Source organism: Lysinibacillus sp. RS11, assembly GCF_042019215.1.
Classification (GTDB): Bacteria; Bacillota; Bacilli; order Bacillales_A; family Planococcaceae; genus Lysinibacillus; species Lysinibacillus xylanilyticus_A.
This window is the reverse complement of record NZ_CP168124.1, coordinates 155,756-171,699: the sequence shown is the minus strand read 5'-3', so window position 1 is coordinate 171,699 and position 15,944 is coordinate 155,756. Positions and strand designations below refer to the sequence as shown.

At 38.6% G+C, this 15,944-nt stretch carries 21 protein-coding genes; 5 read left to right on the top strand and 16 right to left on the bottom strand.

What is annotated here, in order from left to right; all coding sequences use genetic code 11:
• Positions 1-174: 174 nt before the first annotated feature.
• The 7 genes from AB9L17_RS00985 to AB9L17_RS00955 all read right to left on the bottom strand — a co-directional run bounded on the left by AB9L17_RS00985 (position 175) and on the right by AB9L17_RS00955 (position 3,912).
• Positions 175-327 carry a hypothetical protein gene (locus AB9L17_RS00985; RefSeq protein WP_375199928.1) on the bottom strand — a complete coding sequence of 51 codons (153 nt, stop codon included), beginning with the start codon at positions 325-327 and terminating at the stop codon, positions 175-177.
• Between the two features lie 207 nt (positions 328-534).
• Positions 535-1,011, bottom strand: a complete 477-nt coding sequence (locus AB9L17_RS00980) for a glutathione peroxidase (protein WP_223555141.1) — start codon at positions 1,009-1,011, stop codon at positions 535-537.
• Positions 1,012-1,028: 17 nt separating this feature from the next.
• On the bottom strand, positions 1,029-2,363 hold the full coding sequence (locus AB9L17_RS00975; RefSeq protein ID WP_223555142.1) for an FAD-dependent oxidoreductase: 1,335 nt from the start codon (positions 2,361-2,363) through the stop codon (positions 1,029-1,031).
• A 43-nt stretch (positions 2,364-2,406) separates the two neighbouring features.
• Positions 2,407-2,592 (bottom strand): hypothetical protein, encoded by a 186-nt coding sequence (locus AB9L17_RS00970; protein ID WP_223555144.1) that lies wholly within the window; start codon positions 2,590-2,592, stop codon positions 2,407-2,409.
• A 42-nt stretch (positions 2,593-2,634) separates the two neighbouring features.
• Positions 2,635-2,994, bottom strand: a complete 360-nt coding sequence (locus AB9L17_RS00965) for an RDD family protein (RefSeq protein ID WP_223555146.1) — start codon at positions 2,992-2,994, stop codon at positions 2,635-2,637.
• A 141-nt stretch (positions 2,995-3,135) separates the two neighbouring features.
• Complete coding sequence (locus AB9L17_RS00960; protein WP_375199927.1) at positions 3,136-3,489, bottom strand: hypothetical protein; 354 nt, start codon at positions 3,487-3,489, stop codon at positions 3,136-3,138.
• Positions 3,490-3,624: 135 nt separating this feature from the next.
• Positions 3,625-3,912 carry a DUF6509 family protein gene (locus AB9L17_RS00955; RefSeq protein ID WP_068986114.1) on the bottom strand — a complete coding sequence of 96 codons (288 nt, stop codon included), beginning with the start codon at positions 3,910-3,912 and terminating at the stop codon, positions 3,625-3,627.
• Between the two features lie 171 nt (positions 3,913-4,083).
• Between AB9L17_RS00955 and AB9L17_RS00950 the strand changes: the two genes are divergently transcribed.
• From AB9L17_RS00950 to tatC, 5 genes are all read left to right on the top strand, one after another.
• Positions 4,084-5,268: an alanyl-tRNA editing protein gene (locus AB9L17_RS00950; protein ID WP_068986115.1), complete on the top strand. Its 1,185-nt coding sequence runs from the start codon at positions 4,084-4,086 to the stop codon at positions 5,266-5,268.
• Positions 5,269-5,592: 324 nt separating this feature from the next.
• Positions 5,593-6,339: a gluconate 2-dehydrogenase subunit 3 family protein gene (locus tag AB9L17_RS00945; protein WP_068986116.1), complete on the top strand. Its 747-nt coding sequence runs from the start codon at positions 5,593-5,595 to the stop codon at positions 6,337-6,339.
• A 19-nt stretch (positions 6,340-6,358) separates the two neighbouring features.
• A complete protein-coding gene (locus AB9L17_RS00940) occupies positions 6,359-8,071 on the top strand; it encodes a GMC family oxidoreductase (protein ID WP_068986117.1) in 1,713 nt (570 codons plus the stop codon).
• Between the two features lie 46 nt (positions 8,072-8,117).
• Positions 8,118-8,321, top strand: coding sequence for a twin-arginine translocase TatA/TatE family subunit (gene tatA / locus AB9L17_RS00935; protein ID WP_068986118.1), 204 nt, complete (start codon positions 8,118-8,120; stop codon positions 8,319-8,321).
• Positions 8,322-8,332: 11 nt separating this feature from the next.
• Positions 8,333-9,181, top strand: a complete 849-nt coding sequence (gene tatC / locus AB9L17_RS00930; RefSeq protein ID WP_223555149.1) for a twin-arginine translocase subunit TatC — start codon at positions 8,333-8,335, stop codon at positions 9,179-9,181.
• 14 nt (positions 9,182-9,195) lie between these two features.
• Here tatC and AB9L17_RS00925 read toward each other — a convergent pair whose 3' ends face one another.
• The 9 genes from AB9L17_RS00925 to AB9L17_RS00885 all read right to left on the bottom strand — a co-directional run bounded on the left by AB9L17_RS00925 (position 9,196) and on the right by AB9L17_RS00885 (position 15,941).
• Complete coding sequence (locus tag AB9L17_RS00925; protein ID WP_068986120.1) at positions 9,196-10,011, bottom strand: metallophosphoesterase; 816 nt, start codon at positions 10,009-10,011, stop codon at positions 9,196-9,198.
• Between the two features lie 378 nt (positions 10,012-10,389).
• A complete protein-coding gene (locus tag AB9L17_RS00920; RefSeq protein WP_223555150.1) occupies positions 10,390-11,112 on the bottom strand; it encodes an amino acid ABC transporter ATP-binding protein in 723 nt (240 codons plus the stop codon).
• Positions 11,105-11,764 (bottom strand): amino acid ABC transporter permease, encoded by a 660-nt coding sequence (locus AB9L17_RS00915; protein WP_068986123.1) that lies wholly within the window; start codon positions 11,762-11,764, stop codon positions 11,105-11,107. The genes AB9L17_RS00920 and AB9L17_RS00915 overlap by 8 nt, the downstream gene beginning before the upstream one ends.
• Before the next feature lie 85 nt (positions 11,765-11,849).
• A complete protein-coding gene (locus AB9L17_RS00910; protein ID WP_068986124.1) occupies positions 11,850-12,650 on the bottom strand; it encodes a transporter substrate-binding domain-containing protein in 801 nt (266 codons plus the stop codon).
• Between the two features lie 351 nt (positions 12,651-13,001).
• Complete coding sequence (locus AB9L17_RS00905) at positions 13,002-13,361, bottom strand: Na+/H+ antiporter subunit G (protein WP_068986125.1); 360 nt, start codon at positions 13,359-13,361, stop codon at positions 13,002-13,004.
• Positions 13,339-13,623: a Na(+)/H(+) antiporter subunit F1 gene (locus AB9L17_RS00900; RefSeq protein WP_068986126.1), complete on the bottom strand. Its 285-nt coding sequence runs from the start codon at positions 13,621-13,623 to the stop codon at positions 13,339-13,341. The genes AB9L17_RS00905 and AB9L17_RS00900 overlap by 23 nt, the downstream gene beginning before the upstream one ends.
• Complete coding sequence (locus AB9L17_RS00895; protein WP_375199926.1) at positions 13,623-14,105, bottom strand: Na+/H+ antiporter subunit E; 483 nt, start codon at positions 14,103-14,105, stop codon at positions 13,623-13,625. Before AB9L17_RS00895 ends, AB9L17_RS00900 begins: the two co-directional genes overlap by 1 nt.
• Positions 14,105-15,610: a Na+/H+ antiporter subunit D gene (locus AB9L17_RS00890; protein ID WP_375199925.1), complete on the bottom strand. Its 1,506-nt coding sequence runs from the start codon at positions 15,608-15,610 to the stop codon at positions 14,105-14,107. Before AB9L17_RS00890 ends, AB9L17_RS00895 begins: the two co-directional genes overlap by 1 nt.
• Positions 15,603-15,941 carry a Na(+)/H(+) antiporter subunit C gene (locus AB9L17_RS00885; RefSeq protein WP_068986129.1) on the bottom strand — a complete coding sequence of 113 codons (339 nt, stop codon included), beginning with the start codon at positions 15,939-15,941 and terminating at the stop codon, positions 15,603-15,605. The genes AB9L17_RS00890 and AB9L17_RS00885 overlap by 8 nt, the downstream gene beginning before the upstream one ends.
• Between the last annotated feature and the right edge of the window lie 3 nt (positions 15,942-15,944).

Genomic DNA, 15,944 nt, shown 5'->3' with positions numbered 1-15,944 from the left:
AATGTGGGGTGGATTTCCGTTCCGACTGGGCGCTTTGTTGCTGCCGCTTCGCTTTCGCACAGATAAAACATTGTTGCTGTCGCTTTGCTTTCGCTACAGATTAAACATTTGCCGCTGACGCTTCGCTTTCGCGCAGATTAAACATTGTTGCTGTCGCTTTGCTTTCGCTACAGATTAAACATTTGCCGCTGACGCTTCGCTTTCGCGCAGATTAAACATTGTTGCTGCCGCTTCGCTTTCGCACAGATAAAACATTGCCGCTGACGCTTCGCTTTCGCGCAGATAAAACATTGCCGCTGACGCTTCGCTTTCGCATAGATAAAACATTGCCGCTGACGCTTCGCTTTCACGCAGAGCAAAGCTTCCTGGGGGCGTCAGTCATCACTCCAATCAACCTATCTACATGACATAAGTTCTAACAAAATGTCACCCAACTTTTTATTGTTATCACCTAACTTTTAAATTTTATCGACATCCACCTGCCAAAAAGCAAAAAAGGATTCACACACAAAATTGTGCGTGAATCCTCTAACTTTATTCTGCTAATACTTTTTTAATATCCTCCTCAAAGCTACTTGGCTTATCAGCTGATCCGTAACGTCCAACAACCTCACCGTTACGATTCACAAGGAATTTTGTGAAATTCCATTTTACACTGTTGCCGAGAAAGCCCTTTGAATGTGATGTCAAATGCTCAAAAATAGGGTGTGCATCCTTACCATTGACCTTCACAATTTCATGCATAGGGAAGGTCACTCCATATGTCAAACGACATTGTGACGCCGCTTCCTCAGCAGTCGCTACCTCCTGCTTAAACTGATTTGATGGGAATCCAAGAATCACAAGGCCCTCATCCTGGTATTTTTTATATAAACCTTCTAACTCTTCAAATTGCGGTGTAAAACCACATTTTGAAGCCGTATTAACAATTAACATTGCCTTACCCTTATAACGATCTAAGCTATATTCAGTACCATCTTCTAAAGCAACTTGAATGTCGTAAATGCTCATTTCTTATTCCCCCTATGTTATAAACGCGCATTTTTTCTGGCAATCTGCTGTAGAGGATCCCAAACACCATTGAATGGAGGCGCGTAAGCTAAATCTAAATCTAGTAAATCTGGTAACGTCATTTTATTGTATAAAGCTGTTGCAAACACATCGATCCGTTTATCAATTCCTGCCGGTCCAACAATTTGTGCTCCTAAAAGCTGCTGATCTCGCTTACGAACAACAATTTTAATAAATATCCGTTGGGCACCTGGATAATAGCCAGCAATATGGCGGGCAGACAATTTAAATGCCTCATATTCAAAACCTAACTTTTTCGCATTACGCTCATTAATACCTGTCGTGGCAATCGTTAAATTGAAAAACTTTAAAATTGAAGTACCCACTATACCACGAAACGGCGCAAACTTACCTGACATATTGAGGCCCGCTAAACGACCTTGCTTATTAGCTGTCGTTCCAAGAGGTACATAATCTAAGCGCTCTTTCACAATATTAAAATGGGTAGCACAATCTCCTGCAGCATAAATATTTTCGACAGATGTCTCTAAATGTCGATTGACAATAATGGCACCATTTTTAGCTAGCGCTATCCCTGTTCCCTCTAAAAACTGTGTATTCGGTCTAATACCTGTAGCCATAATGACTAAATCCGTATCAAATTCGCCATTGTCCGTAATTACACGCTCAACCCGTTGATTTCCCTCAAACGCCTCTACTTTTGTATTTAGCACAAGCTCGATGTCATTCTTTTTTGCTTCCTCATGAACATGTAGCGCAAGTTCTTCATCTAGAATTCTTGCAACATAGCTACCTCGTTGAATTAATCTTACTTTTTTGCCGCAAGCATGTATCGTCTCGGCCATCTCAAGCCCAATATAACCTGCACCTATAATCGTTACATTTTCTATTTCTGACGTTAAATCCGCTAGTAAATCATCTAGCTGAGGTATTGTTTTCACCGTGTGTATACCCGTTAAATCCGAACCCTTCTCTACAGGCATAATAGGATTTGCGCCTGTTGCAATAAGTAGCTTATCATAGGGAATTTCAAATGTTTCCCCTGACGACTGCGTTCCAAGAACAAGCTTCCTGTCTACATCAATTCCGTTAACCTCATGACCAACACGGGCATCAATACGATACTTATCACGAAATGTTTCAACGTCTCTTGCGATAAGACGCTTTGTCGATGAAATACGCCCATCTACAACATAGGGCAAGCCACACTGCCCATATGAATAAATAAATCCACGTTCTAAAGAAGTAATCTCTGCTCCTGGTACATTTCGATATATTTCCATTGCTGCTGACATTCCGGCTGCATCTCCGCCGATAATTACGTATTTCATCCAACAATCCCCCTTATTTTTTCCTCGTTGCTATTAAGGCTGCCTACTGGTCCATAAATAAACGTCTTCTCCCTCCACTTATGATGACTCGAACTAGATGAATAGCAATAACCATCATTAGAACAAGGGACGCTATAAAGGCAAGCATGGTAATGACAATTTGTAGTACATAGAATGGTGAGTCCATATCTAATTGAGTATGGCCTAGAATTGCGATGATCTTAGACATACATACTACTTCGAGAATTGCCGCACAACGGCGCCAAGATTGCTATATGATACTTTTGCCTTTTTCGCTGACCATCGTAAATCGCACAAATTTCATCCCTAACGTTGCGCCATTTGCAAAACTTGGGACAACACCAAATACCAACAAATACAAAGCAATTTTTACTAAAAATTCTAAAGCATTACTATAACCAATTACAGCACCAATGATCATCCAAATGCAATGTGCAATAAATAAATCTATTGCTAGTGCCAGCAAAATGGATAATGGCTTGACGATATCTTTTTTGGCCATTTCAGCTGCTTTAGCCTCTACCGCTGCCTGAGAAGGAAACAGCGCCCATACAACAGGTGCTAAAAAGAACCCTACTAGTGCACCAACACGCACAATAAAAGATGCCATAAATTCCTGTAACTTGTGTTACCTCATAAAACAATGTTAGCAAAAAGCTAAAAAGAAATGCACGCTTCCAGTACTCTCTTTTTTAAGAAAATAACGCAAGTATACGCCAAACGGCATGAGCAGTAAGAAATTGTAGAAGGCTTAGAAAAAAGCTGGTTGTTTCGCAATATAAAGCCATGTAGATGGATTCGTTAGAACAATCCCACTATCTTCTAAAATATCAGTGCCAAATTGAAAAGGATGCAAATTATAATAAACTGTATCCGTAGATTGTAGAGAACAAGTATCTCTTGTTTCTGGGAAAGATAGCAAAACTAGACACAGTGCCGATAAAAAGTAAAAAATAAGTGAGAACATAATAATTGTTTTAGAAAAAGATAAATAGCCGTATTTTCGATACATATAAATAAGCCAAGGTACAAATAGCACAAAGGATAGCACGATTGTTTTAAAGAAGCTACCATAATAGAATGTGTATAAACTGACATAAAGCACCTCTTTGTTTAAAATCCTCTTTTTTATTCTATAACTTAGCTTAACCTTTAAACACAACACTAATATTTCAGCAAGCTTAAATAATTCTTAATAAAAAAACAGGTAAAGAAATTTTTCTTTACCTGCATGATTCACTTATGCTTTTGTAATTTCTTCTTTGCAGAATGCTAAAATTTCTTCTAGCTCATCATCCTCTAATGCAAAATCTAAGTACTCACCTTCTGCTTTTTCCATGATGAAGTAATTTAAAATAAATGACTCTTCACCTTTCTCAGCGATTAGTACACGAATTTCAATTCCTGCCTCATGATAAAGCTCATCTTCTTCATCGATATCTACATCTAAAATAAATTCATAACGCTTACCTTCAATAATGTTTGTTGGATCTAAAATTTCTTCCACTGAGAATTGTGTAATTTCCATTGTATTATCTCCTTTAAGTTAACCTGTTCTTTTATATATTAAATCAAATTCAGCATGGGTCAACTAGAAAACTCGTATACACCTATAAGTAATTATGCCACAATTAAATGGAAACTAATTTAGAGACACGCTTCTCTTAAGGATACTCTACATATAAAGGAGGCTTTTTTCTTGAAAGAGCTACTATATTACCAAGATGTTATGCTACGAGAATTTGATGCAACAGTTGTCAGTAAAGGAACTGACGAAGAAGGCCGTAACTACGTGGTGCTATCAAACACTGCTTTTTATCCAACAGGAGGCGGACAACCTCATGACACGGGTACTTTAAATGATATCGAGGTCATTGATGTCGAGAAAATTAATGATGAAATCCGTCATTATATTCAAGGCGACTCTTCAAATTTAGCTGGAGAAGTGCATGGTACATTGAATTGGCAACGACGATTTGATCATATGCAGCAGCATGCAGGTCAACATATTTTAACTGCTGCTTTTGTGGAGCTTTTTGATGCACCAACTGTGAGCTTCCACTTAGGTAGTGAGCAGGTCACAATTGATATTGCTGTAGACGCGCTTACAGAAGAACAGCTTGTAGCCGTGGAAGCTCGTGCCAATGACATTATTTTAGAGAATCGTCTAATTGAAACGAAGTGGATTACAGAAAAGGAACTTGAAAACTATAACCTACGTAAAGAGGTAGCGGTGACAGGAGATATTCGTTTAGTTATTATTCCCGATTTTGATTACAATGGCTGCGGTGGTACCCATCCAACATCAACGGGACAAGTCAGCGCGATAAAAATTCTTGGAACGGAAAAAATGAAGGGCAATATTCGTGTTTCTTTTGTTTGTGGCCATCGAGTTTTAGCAGAGCTTGCCATGCGAAAGAAAGTACTAGCTGACGTGGCAAGACAATTGAGTGTTCCTGAAGTTGAGGCAGCTTCAGCTCTTACAAAAATCTTAACAACACAGAAAAATACAGAAAAAGCACTTTTGGCGGCAAAAGAAGAGCTGCTAAATTATGAAGCAGCAGCGCTAGTTTCAAGTAACGAGCGCATTATTACTGCCGCCTTTAATCAGCGCACTATGCAAGAGCTTCAAAAATTAGCAAGAACTATTGTCGCTGAGCAGACAGAAGCTATCGTATTACTTGTTTCAGAAAATGAAGACAAGCTTCAGTTTGTCGCAGCTCGTGGTGCAAAAGTTGAGAAAAGTATGAGAGACATTGCTACAAAGGCACTGCCACTCATTAATGGAAAAGGTGGCGGAAGTGATCAAATGGTACAAGGCGGTGGCGAGCACATTATCTCTACCGAGCAACTATTGGAAGCAATGCAAGAAGTACTAAACTGATCTTTTTGATGATAAATTACAAAAAAGGAGCTCTCTGTTGCTAGGGAAGCTCCTTTTTTCATTCATCCACATCATCACTTGCTGCACGTTCTATTGCTACGATCTCCCCCATCAATGATTATAGTTTAAATAATCAATTCCTAAGAGCTTGCATTTATCAACATATTATCCACAATTAATCCACAGCTTATCTCGATTACATCAAACCACTTTACCAATCGAATGAAATTAAATATTTTTCCAATATTTCCTGATTATAATTTACTTTTTTTGCTGATTATAAAAAATAGAATAGTTTCTATACATTTTGAGGGGAGGATTTCTATGAGTCCTGAAAAAGATATTTCACGTCGTGATTTTTTAAAAACAACAGGGATCGCAGCAGGCACTTTAGTCGGCGGTGGATTAATAGGTGGTCTTGTAGGCTATAACATGCCTGGTAAAGGAACTGCCACGCTTGAGCATGGTCAGCATGGAACTGCTACTGAAGAGACTGGCTCGCCAAAAGCTAAAATGTTTTTTATGAATCAAAGAGATTTTAATATTTTAACAAATGCAACTGAACGTATTTTCCCTGAGGATGATTTAGGTCCAGGAGCAAAGGGCTTAGATGTGCCCTACTTTATCGATCATCAGCTAGCAGGGCAATACGGAAGTAATTCTAAAGAATATATGCATGGACCATTTGGCGAGGGCGCTCCAACACAAGGTTATCAGAGTCGTTTAACACGTGCAGAAATTTTTAAGCAAGGTGTTCAAAAGCTGGAGTCGGAAGCACAGAATCGCTACAAAAAAAGCTTTAATGATTTAGATGGCAAGCAAATGGATGAAATTTTAACGGCCTTCCAGAAAGGTGAAGTGCAAATGAGTGGCGTGACTTCTGCACTCTTCTTTACTTTATTACGCGCAGCAACATTAGAGGGTGCTTATTCTGACCCAATATATGGTGGAAATCGTAATATGGACGGCTGGCGTATGAAAGGCTTCCCTGGTCATCAAATGACGTATATTACTCAAATCGAAGATCCGAAATTCCAAAAAATTGAGCCTAATTCATTAGGCAGCCACTAAATATACGGGGGTGTAGAAAATGGCAACAACATTACCATCTGTAGACGTTGTAACGGTCGGTGTAGGATGGACTGGCGGCATTGTCGCTGCAGAGTGCTCAAAGGCCGGCTTGAAGGTCGTTGGTTTGGAACGTGGACAAAAGCGTGGCACAGAGGATTTTCAGGCTATCCACGACGAGTATCGTTACGCCATTCGTTACGATATAATGCAAAATCTTTCAAAGGAAACGATAACCTTCCGCAATAATCGCAACATGAAAGCATTGCCTATGCGTCAGCTTGGTTCTTTTTTACTCGGTGAAGGGCTTGGAGGAGCTGGTACTCACTGGAATGGCATGACTTATCGTTTCTTACCATATGATTTCCAAATCAAGACACTAACAGACAAACATTATGGACCTAATAAGCTTGGACCTGATTATTTATTACAAGATTGGGGATTAACATACGATGAGCTCGAGCCTTATTTTGATAAGTTCGAAAAAACAACAGGTATTTCTGGTGATGACAAAAATCCATTTAGCGGCAAACGTTCAAATCCTTATCCTACTGGGCCTATGAAAATGACACCCATGCTTGAAAAATTTGAAAAGGCGGCAAAAAACCTTAAACTATCACCTTACATGGTTCCTTCTGCAAACGTATCAGAAGTTTATAAGAACCCTGATGGTGAAACAATTAATGCTTGTCAATATTGCGGTTTCTGTGAACGCTTCGGTTGTGAATATGGTGCAAAATCATCTGCTGAAATTACTGTTGTTCCTACTGCATTAAAAACAGGTAACTTCGACTTACGCTATAACGCTAACGTTGTCGAAATCTTAAAACAAGGCAATAAAGTGACTGGCGTCAAATACGTCGATACGGTATCTGGTGAAGAATTTATTCAACCCGCGAATGTAGTTGTACTTACAAGCTATGTCTTTAATAATGCGAAGTTATTAATGGTTTCTAAAATCGGAGAACGATATGATCCCGCTACAGGAAAAGGAACACTAGGAAGAAACTATTGCTATCAGATACTCCCTGGAGCTGTAGGGTTCTTTGATGAGCAATTCAACACATTTATGGGTGCGGGTTCTCTCGGCGTAAGCTTAGATGATTATAATGGCGATAATTTCGACCATAGTGACTTAGATTTTATTCATGGTGGAAATATAGCTTTGACACAAACAGGGACTCGCCCTATCGGCTCAAATCCAGCGCCTCCTGATACACCGGCATGGGGACCAGAGTTTAAAAAGCAATCGATTTATTACTATACACGCTCATTCGGTATTGGTGCACAAGGTGCTTCGATGCCACATAAAGAAAATTATTTGTCTCTTGATTCTGTGTATAAGGATGCTTACGGCTTACCTTTAATGCAGTTAACATACAACTTTACAGATCAAGATCGTGCACTTCATAAATACATTTCAGCGCGTGCAGCTGACATTATGAAAGAAATGGGTGCCAAAACCGTTGTTCCAAACGCTGAAATTACTGATTACAATATCGTACCGTATCAAACAACACATAATACAGGCGGGACAGTTATGAGCTTAAAACCAGAGAATGGCGTCGTCAATAATTATCTTCAGCATTGGGATGTAGAAAATCTTTTTGCCGTAAGTGCCGGAAGCTTTGCTCACAATAGCGGCTATAACCCTACAGGTACTTTAGGGGCACTAGCTTATCGCTGCGCAGAGGGTGTTGTAAAGTATAGTAAATCAGGTGGTTCTTTAGTGTAAAAGCAATTGATAAGGCTAGATATTTTATTAAAAGGAGGCAAGACTTATGGGAGGTCTTGGAGCAATTGGAGTACCTGGTTTAATCATCATTTTAGTGATTGTCTTAATCGTGTTTGGTCCAAAAAAATTGCCAGAAATCGGCGGTGCAGTAGGTAAAACATTTGCAGAATTTAAAAAATCTACGAAGGGGCTTATCGATGACGATGACGAACCTACAAAAAAGGTCGAAAAAAAATCTGATGCTTCGTAGGAGGGGTTCCTATGGATCCATATGAGGACGGAAAAAGAAAATATTTAAGCCCTCTTGATAAGAAAGCAGCTGAGCCTCCCACATCTGTGGAGGCTTTTGTTGAAGTTCCAATAATAGAGACAATCGAACAGGATATTGTAGCTAATCAACCGCTTTTTCCTGTGACATCATTGCTTGAACATATTACAGAACTACGAAAGCAAATTATTAAAGGGCTAATCGTATTTATCCTATTTTTTATAATTGTGTTCTCCACCATTAATATTTGGTTTCCTTTTGTAACTCGAGGCCATTCACTAATCATTTTAGGTCCGTTAGAGGTCATCAAGTTTTACATGACCATTTCCACAACGCTAGCTTTTGGGCTTTCCATGCCATTTCTAGTTCATTTTTTGTGGAGCTTCGTAAAGCCAGGGTTAAAGGAAGAAGAAAGTCGTTTTCTTGGTCTTTATGCACCTATAATGCTTGTACTCTTTTTACTAGGCGTAACTTTCGGTTATTTTATTGTAAATCCGCTCAGTTACTCATTTTTAGTAAGCGTGGGAGCGACTAATTTTGATGTCATGATATCCGCAAGTGAATATATGCATTTTTTAGTTATGACAACCATACCACTTGGACTTCTCTTTGAGTTACCTATAGTAGCTCTCTTTTTATCATCCATCGGTGTATTAACAGCTGAATCCATGAAAAAAATACGAGGCTGGTCATATATCGTGATGGGGGTCGGTTCTGCTGTCATGACACCACCTGATTTTATTAGCCAGCTACTCGTATTAATACCAATGATTATTTTATATGAATTAAGTATTTTCCTTGTTAAACGTATTGAACGAAAGCAAATTGAAAGCACTGCGTAGCATTCACGCAGTGCTTATTTTTTCTTTAAATCCATCACAATAATTTCCGGAAGATTAAAAATGCGATATGGTACAGTGCTATTGCCTAATCCTCGGCTGACGACCATACTAGTCTTTCCGTCTTCGTAGACACCAGCTGTATATTTTGGAAATAGCCCCTGTCCTGGCGCAACAAGTCCTCCAAGTCCAGGAATACGAACTTGCCCACCATGTGCATGTCCTGAAAACACCAAATCTATACCATGATTTACATACGTATTAAACACTTCTGGTCGATGCGCCAATAACAGCTTTAGCATATCATCCGGAAGACCAGCTGTTGCAATCTCCAACATTTCTTCCGTCGATCTACCCATTAACGGATCTTCAATACCAATAATCGCCAAGCGCTCCCCGTTGCGCTCTAGCACGGTCGATTGATTGGTCATTACATGTACACCTAACGATGAGAGCGCCTCATAAATTTCACTTACCTTATTTGTCGCTACCTCATGGTTTCCTAGTACATAATAAACATCCGCTACTTCAACTAGCCCTCGAACTGCCTGTAGGCTTTGCTCCAAATCATAGCGATTGCTATCAATCACATCACCTGTGATAAAAATATAATCTGGATTTGTCGCTTTAACCGTTGCTATTAGTCTCTGTTGATTGTCACCAAAGAGGGCATCATGTAAATCTGATACTTGTACTATGCGAAGCCCATCAAAGCTGGCAGGCACTTTTTCTGATTCGAATACATGCTTATTTACAACCAGCCAGTGATTGTTTACGTACAAAAAAACGACTATAAAAACAAGAAAGAAAACTACGTATAATAATTTTTTCAATCGCAATCGCTCACTTTGTGGCTACTTTTTCAGAAAAATCTCTGACTCTTCTATTATAAGCTTAAAACGTTCGAATTGTAAGTCAATGCTCTGAAAATCCACAGATTGCACAAAAAGAATAACGCAAAATTATTCTCATTGAGTTACTCTTCTATTCGTCACTTTAGCTTTTCTTTCCGTTACTTTGGCTCTTCTTTCCATCGTTTCAGCCTTTCTATCCGTCCTTTGACTCCTTTATCCATTGCCTTGACTCTCCTTTCCGTCACCTCGGTCCCTCATTCCATCGCTTCGACCCTTCTATCTGCCTACTAATTTATAGAGATACCAAAAAAACGCATTTAGATACTCCTATAAGGAGGTCTAAATGCGTTTTCTCGTTTATAATACTTTTTCTAAGAAATCTTTCGCACGCTGTGTAGACGGAGCTGTAAAAAACTCCTCTGGTGGTGCATCCTCAATTAACTTACCACCATCAAGGAATAGTATTCGGTCCGCTACCTCACGAGCAAAGCCCATCTCATGCGTTACGATTAACATGGTCATCCCAGTATCCGCAAGATTTTTCATAACAGCCAATACCTCTTTTACCATCTCAGGATCAAGAGCTGAGGTTGGTTCGTCAAATAAAATTACTTTTGGATCCATGGCAAGGGCTCGAGCAATGGCAACACGCTGCTTCTGACCTCCAGACAAACGGTTTGGATATTCATTGCGCTTTTCAAAAAGACCTACCTTCGTTAATAAATCTTCTGCCTTTTTGATAGCAGCTGTCTTGTCCATACCCTTAACATTGATCGGTGCGTATGTTAAATTTTCAAGTACTGTTTTATGAGGGAAAAGATGAAAATGTTGAAATACCATGCCGACTTCTTCACGGATCTTCATAATATCTGTCCCTTTATCCGTCAGGACGTCACCAGCAATTGTAATTGTTCCGCTCGTTGGCTCCTCCAACAAATTTAAGCAACGTAAGAATGTTGATTTACCAGATCCTGATGGTCCGATAATGGCAATTACTTCTTTTTCTTTAATTTCTGTTGAAATACCCTTTAGTACTTCATTTTGTCCATATGATTTGTGTAAATCTTCGATTTTAATCACTTTTTCTCATTCCTTTCTCAATTCGTTTACCAAGGAACGTTAATACAAGCGTCATAATGTAGTAGATTACACCTGCAAATAGTAAAGGCTCTAGATAGCGATATGTTGCGCCACCTACAATATACGCTCGACGCATAATATCAAGTGCACTAATAACTGTTACAACGGCTGTTTCTTTATTTAATGTAATAAACTCATTCACTAAAGATGGTAATATATTTTTTACTGCTTGTGGGATAATAATATCCTTCATCATTTTTGCATATGGAATACCTAGTGCCTGTGCCGCTTCCATCTGACCTTTATCAACCGCATTAATACCACCCCGAATGATTTCAGAAATATAAGCACCTGAGTTTAACCCGAATGCAATAATAGCCGTTGGTACTGGATCAATTTGAATATCTAATAACTGTGGCACTGCATAGTAAATAATCATTAATTGTAATACGAGTGGTGTACCGCGGAAAATCGATGTATAAAAATCTGCAATCCAGCGCAAGACTTTCACTTTACCAATTTTGCACAATGCTAGTAATATACCAATTATAAAACCGATGATTGACGCACCGATTGCGATTTGAAGTGTAACACCTATTCCTTTTAATATATAAGGAATAGAGGGAATGATAGCTGTAAAATCTAAATTCACAGCGTCCCCTCCTTTCTCATTCTTTTTTTAGGAAATGAAAAGCACAAGCGATAGCCCTGAATAGAGCTATCGCATTTCAACTAGCTTATTGAACTTTTTCTAACCATTTCTCTTCTAGCTCTTTAATTTTACCTTCATCAGCTAATTCTTTTAATGCTTTGTTAATTTTATCTTTAAGATCGCTACCTTCAGGAACAGCGATTGCTTTAAAATCTTCAGGTTGCTCTTTAACTGGGAACGCTTCTAGTTGATCATTTGTTTTCAAATAGCCTTTCGCTACTCCACCTTCTACAATCCCGGCATCTAAACGTTTAGACATCATGTCTTGGATAATTTCAGGAATTCGTGTACGTCCTTCAACTGTTGCATCTACGTCTTTAGCAATAGTATTACCTAAATTTTCTTGGATAGAAGCTGTTTGTACACCGATTTTTTTACCAGCTAAGTCAGCCTCTTTTTTAATACCACTATCTTTTTTTACAATGATCACTTGCTCTGTTTGATTATATTTATCAGAGAAGTCTACAACTTTTTCACGTTCTTTGTTCGGTGACATTCCAGAAATAACAACATCAACTTTACCTGCTTGTAGCGCTGGCACTAGGCTGTTGAAGTCCATATCTTGAAGTTGTATTTCTACACCAAGTTTTTCACCAACTAATTTAATTAAATCGATATCAAAACCGATCATTTCTTCACCTTTTGCTACGTCAACATACTCAAATGGTGCATAATCAGCTGAAGTACCTACTTTTAATACTTGCTTTTCTTCTGTGCCTTTGTCTGCATTTGAACTTGCATTATTTGCTTTATCTTCTTTTGTGCCACATGCCGCTAGTACACCAATGACTAGAACGAGCATTAGCATGAAAAATTTGTTCTTCATATTCAACAATCTCCTTTTATTTATGTTTTATTGTTTATGAGAATCTAGTTCTCGAAAATAGCCAAATGGATATTTATTCACTTTTAAGAATAAAAAATCTATCTGCTAATTAAGATATACTCTTTTTAAACAATAATCAAGCTAAACTAAAAATTTTTGGATAAAATATTATACACAAAATTTTCTGATAAATCAATTTATTCAAACCTAAAAACCAACTTACCTTATATGCACGTTATCTTACTATTTTCTAATTGCTCTACAATTATCCCTACATCGCAAGAATTCCATAAAATAACTTAGATTTCTAAAAAAAATAGACCCCCAAAAATTGGAGGTCTTCTACTTATCTTATGTTTCATCTGCGAATAGCTTTTCCTTCAACTCATCCTCTCCCGATCCTTCCGCTAAAGGTACGCGAGAGCGATACGCCGCGCGACATATTAAATGCCCTGCCACAGGAGCTGTTACAAAGACGAAGACAATACCTAAAATTAAACGTACACTAACATATCCATCATGCACCCAAAAGTAAATAAATGTGCCCAATAGACAGGTTAAAACCGACAATGTCGAACTTTTCGTCGCAGCATGTGAGCGTGTGTATACATCAGGTAAACGAATCATCCCAAATGCACTAATAACACTTACAATGGAGCCAATCAAAATAAGGATGACCGCCGCCCATTCAATCATTTGATCTACGTTCAACAATCACACCTCTTTCAATATATTTCGTAAACGCTATGGTGCCGATAAAAGCTAAAATACCTAATATTAAAATGGCTTCTAAATACGCCTTTGTTTTCAATACAATCGAAACAATAGCGATTGCTGACAGTAAATTAACACCAATTGTATCAAGTGCTATGGCACGATCAGGCAACGAAGGTCCTCGAATAACACGAAACAGCGATAACGCAATAGATACACTGAATAATGCAAGCGCCAACAGTAAAATTTTTTCAATCATTAGCGTGTCACCTCCATGATTGCTTGTTCAAATTTTCCTATGGAACGAACGACAGCTTCTTTCGATTGTTCAATATCCATTGCATGGATATAAAACACATCGCCCTCTTCAGAAACCTCCATCACTACTGAACCTGGGGTAAGTGTGAGGAGCAACGCAAGTGCTGTTATTTCCCAATCTCCCTTGAGCTCTGTTTTATACGTAAATATGCCAGGAGTAATATTTAGTTTCCGCGTAGTAATTTGTCTTAACACGCTGTAACTCGATATTAGGAGCTCCCAGTTAAAGAGCCATAATAATTTTATAATTGAAAACACACGTCGCAAATAAAATTGTGTGCCGTAAAAGCGATGCATGACATATAATATCCCTATTCCTACGATAAACCCCATTAAAAATGTCGAAAACTGCGGAATCACTTCATCTTGTAACAATAACCAAAGTGTTGCAATAAATAAATTCAAGATAAATTGCATCGCCATTATTTATTCACCTCACCTTGCCATGTTGCACCATCCAACACTGCATCAATATAGATTGATGGTGTGTAGAGTGTTTCTGCTGCATCTATTACATATGGCGCCATCCATTCCGCTCCAATTCCTAAACCAATTGTACAAGCTACCAACAAGGTTAATGGCAATACAATGCGCTTCGGTAACGGCTTTTCATCTTCTAAACTAATAATTGTTTCCCCAAAGAATGAGGAAAGAAATATTCGTAAGAGTGAATATAAAACAATTAAACTAGATAAAAACCCTAGCCCTAGTAGAACAAAATTTCCGCCCTCAATTGCACCTTGTCCAATTAAAATCTTACCTAAAAATCCACTTAACGGTGGAATCCCTGCAAGTGAACACATAACAATAAAGAAAAGCCATCCAAAAAAAGGATAATTCCGAATAAGCCCACTCATGTTATCGATTACCGTTTCACCAGTAACATAAATCATCATCCCAACGGCTAAAAACAACATGGCTTTAGCCACCATATCATGCATCAAATAGTATGTTACGCCCTGTAAGGCAGACTCAGTACCGATGGCAAGACCAGCTACTATAAATCCAACACCAATAAGGACATTATAAGCAGCAATTGTTCTTACATCTCTCCCTGCCAGTGCTCCCATACATCCAGCAATAATCGTCAGCCCTGCCATAATCCCAAGTACCATATGCGTCACTTCAGTGTTATTTGGAAAAAGTAATGTAAAGGTGCGAACAAGGGCATAAATTCCAACCTTTGTTAATAATGCTGCAAAAAGTGCGGCTATAGCTGTTGGAGGTGCACTGTATGAGCCTGGAAGCCAGAAAAATAATAATAGTCCAGCCTTCAAACTAAAGACAATTAAGAAAATGAGCGCTACAGTCGTAATAAGGGGGTCAGCCCCAGCCTCCATAACACGGACAGAAATATGTGCCATATTCAATGTTCCAACGGTTCCATATAAAAAAGCTAATGCCACTAGGAAAATCCAAGACGCAACAACATTAATCAGCACATATTTTAATGCTTCACGTAGCTGAATTTTATCGCCACCTAAACTAATAAGTGCATAAGAAGCAAGTAACATAACCTCAAAGCACACAAACAAGTTAAAAATATCCCCTGTTAAAAATGAGCCATTAACTCCCGCTACCATAAGCAAGACAAACGGGTAAAAATACATCTTTTCATAGCTCTTACCGATTGTGAACATGGCATATAACAAACAAATGGCTGCGACAATATTTGCTATTAACACAAGTAAGACTGCGAATGAATCAGCAACAAATAAAATGCCGAATGGCGGTGCCCAGCCACTAAAATCAATACGCATCACGCCTTGGTCCTGAATCTCTAGCAATAAAATAACACTAATGAGGACAACAAAGCTTAATGTCAATAAACTAATGATGCGCTGCAACATAACATTTTCACGTAAAAACACAAGTAAAATTGCCGTAATAATCGGCACAATTAATGGTAAAACAATCAGATTACTCATCCGGCGTACCTCTCAATTCATCAAAATTCGCCGAACCGTTCGTTTTATAGACTCGGTAACCGAGAACAAGTACAAACGCCGTCACCGCAAAGCTAATCACGATCGCAGTTAAAATTAAGGCTTGCGGTAGAGCATCTGTGTAAGGACCTTCTGATTCTTCTAAGAGTGGTACGTTCCCCTTTTTCAATCCACCCATCGTTAAAATCAGTAAATGCGCCGCATGCGATAATACCGCAGTTCCTAAAATCACACGTAATAACTGTTTCGAGAGGATTAAGTACGTCCCAACAGCTACTAATACACCCACTAAAACTAGTATTAATGACTCCATTGG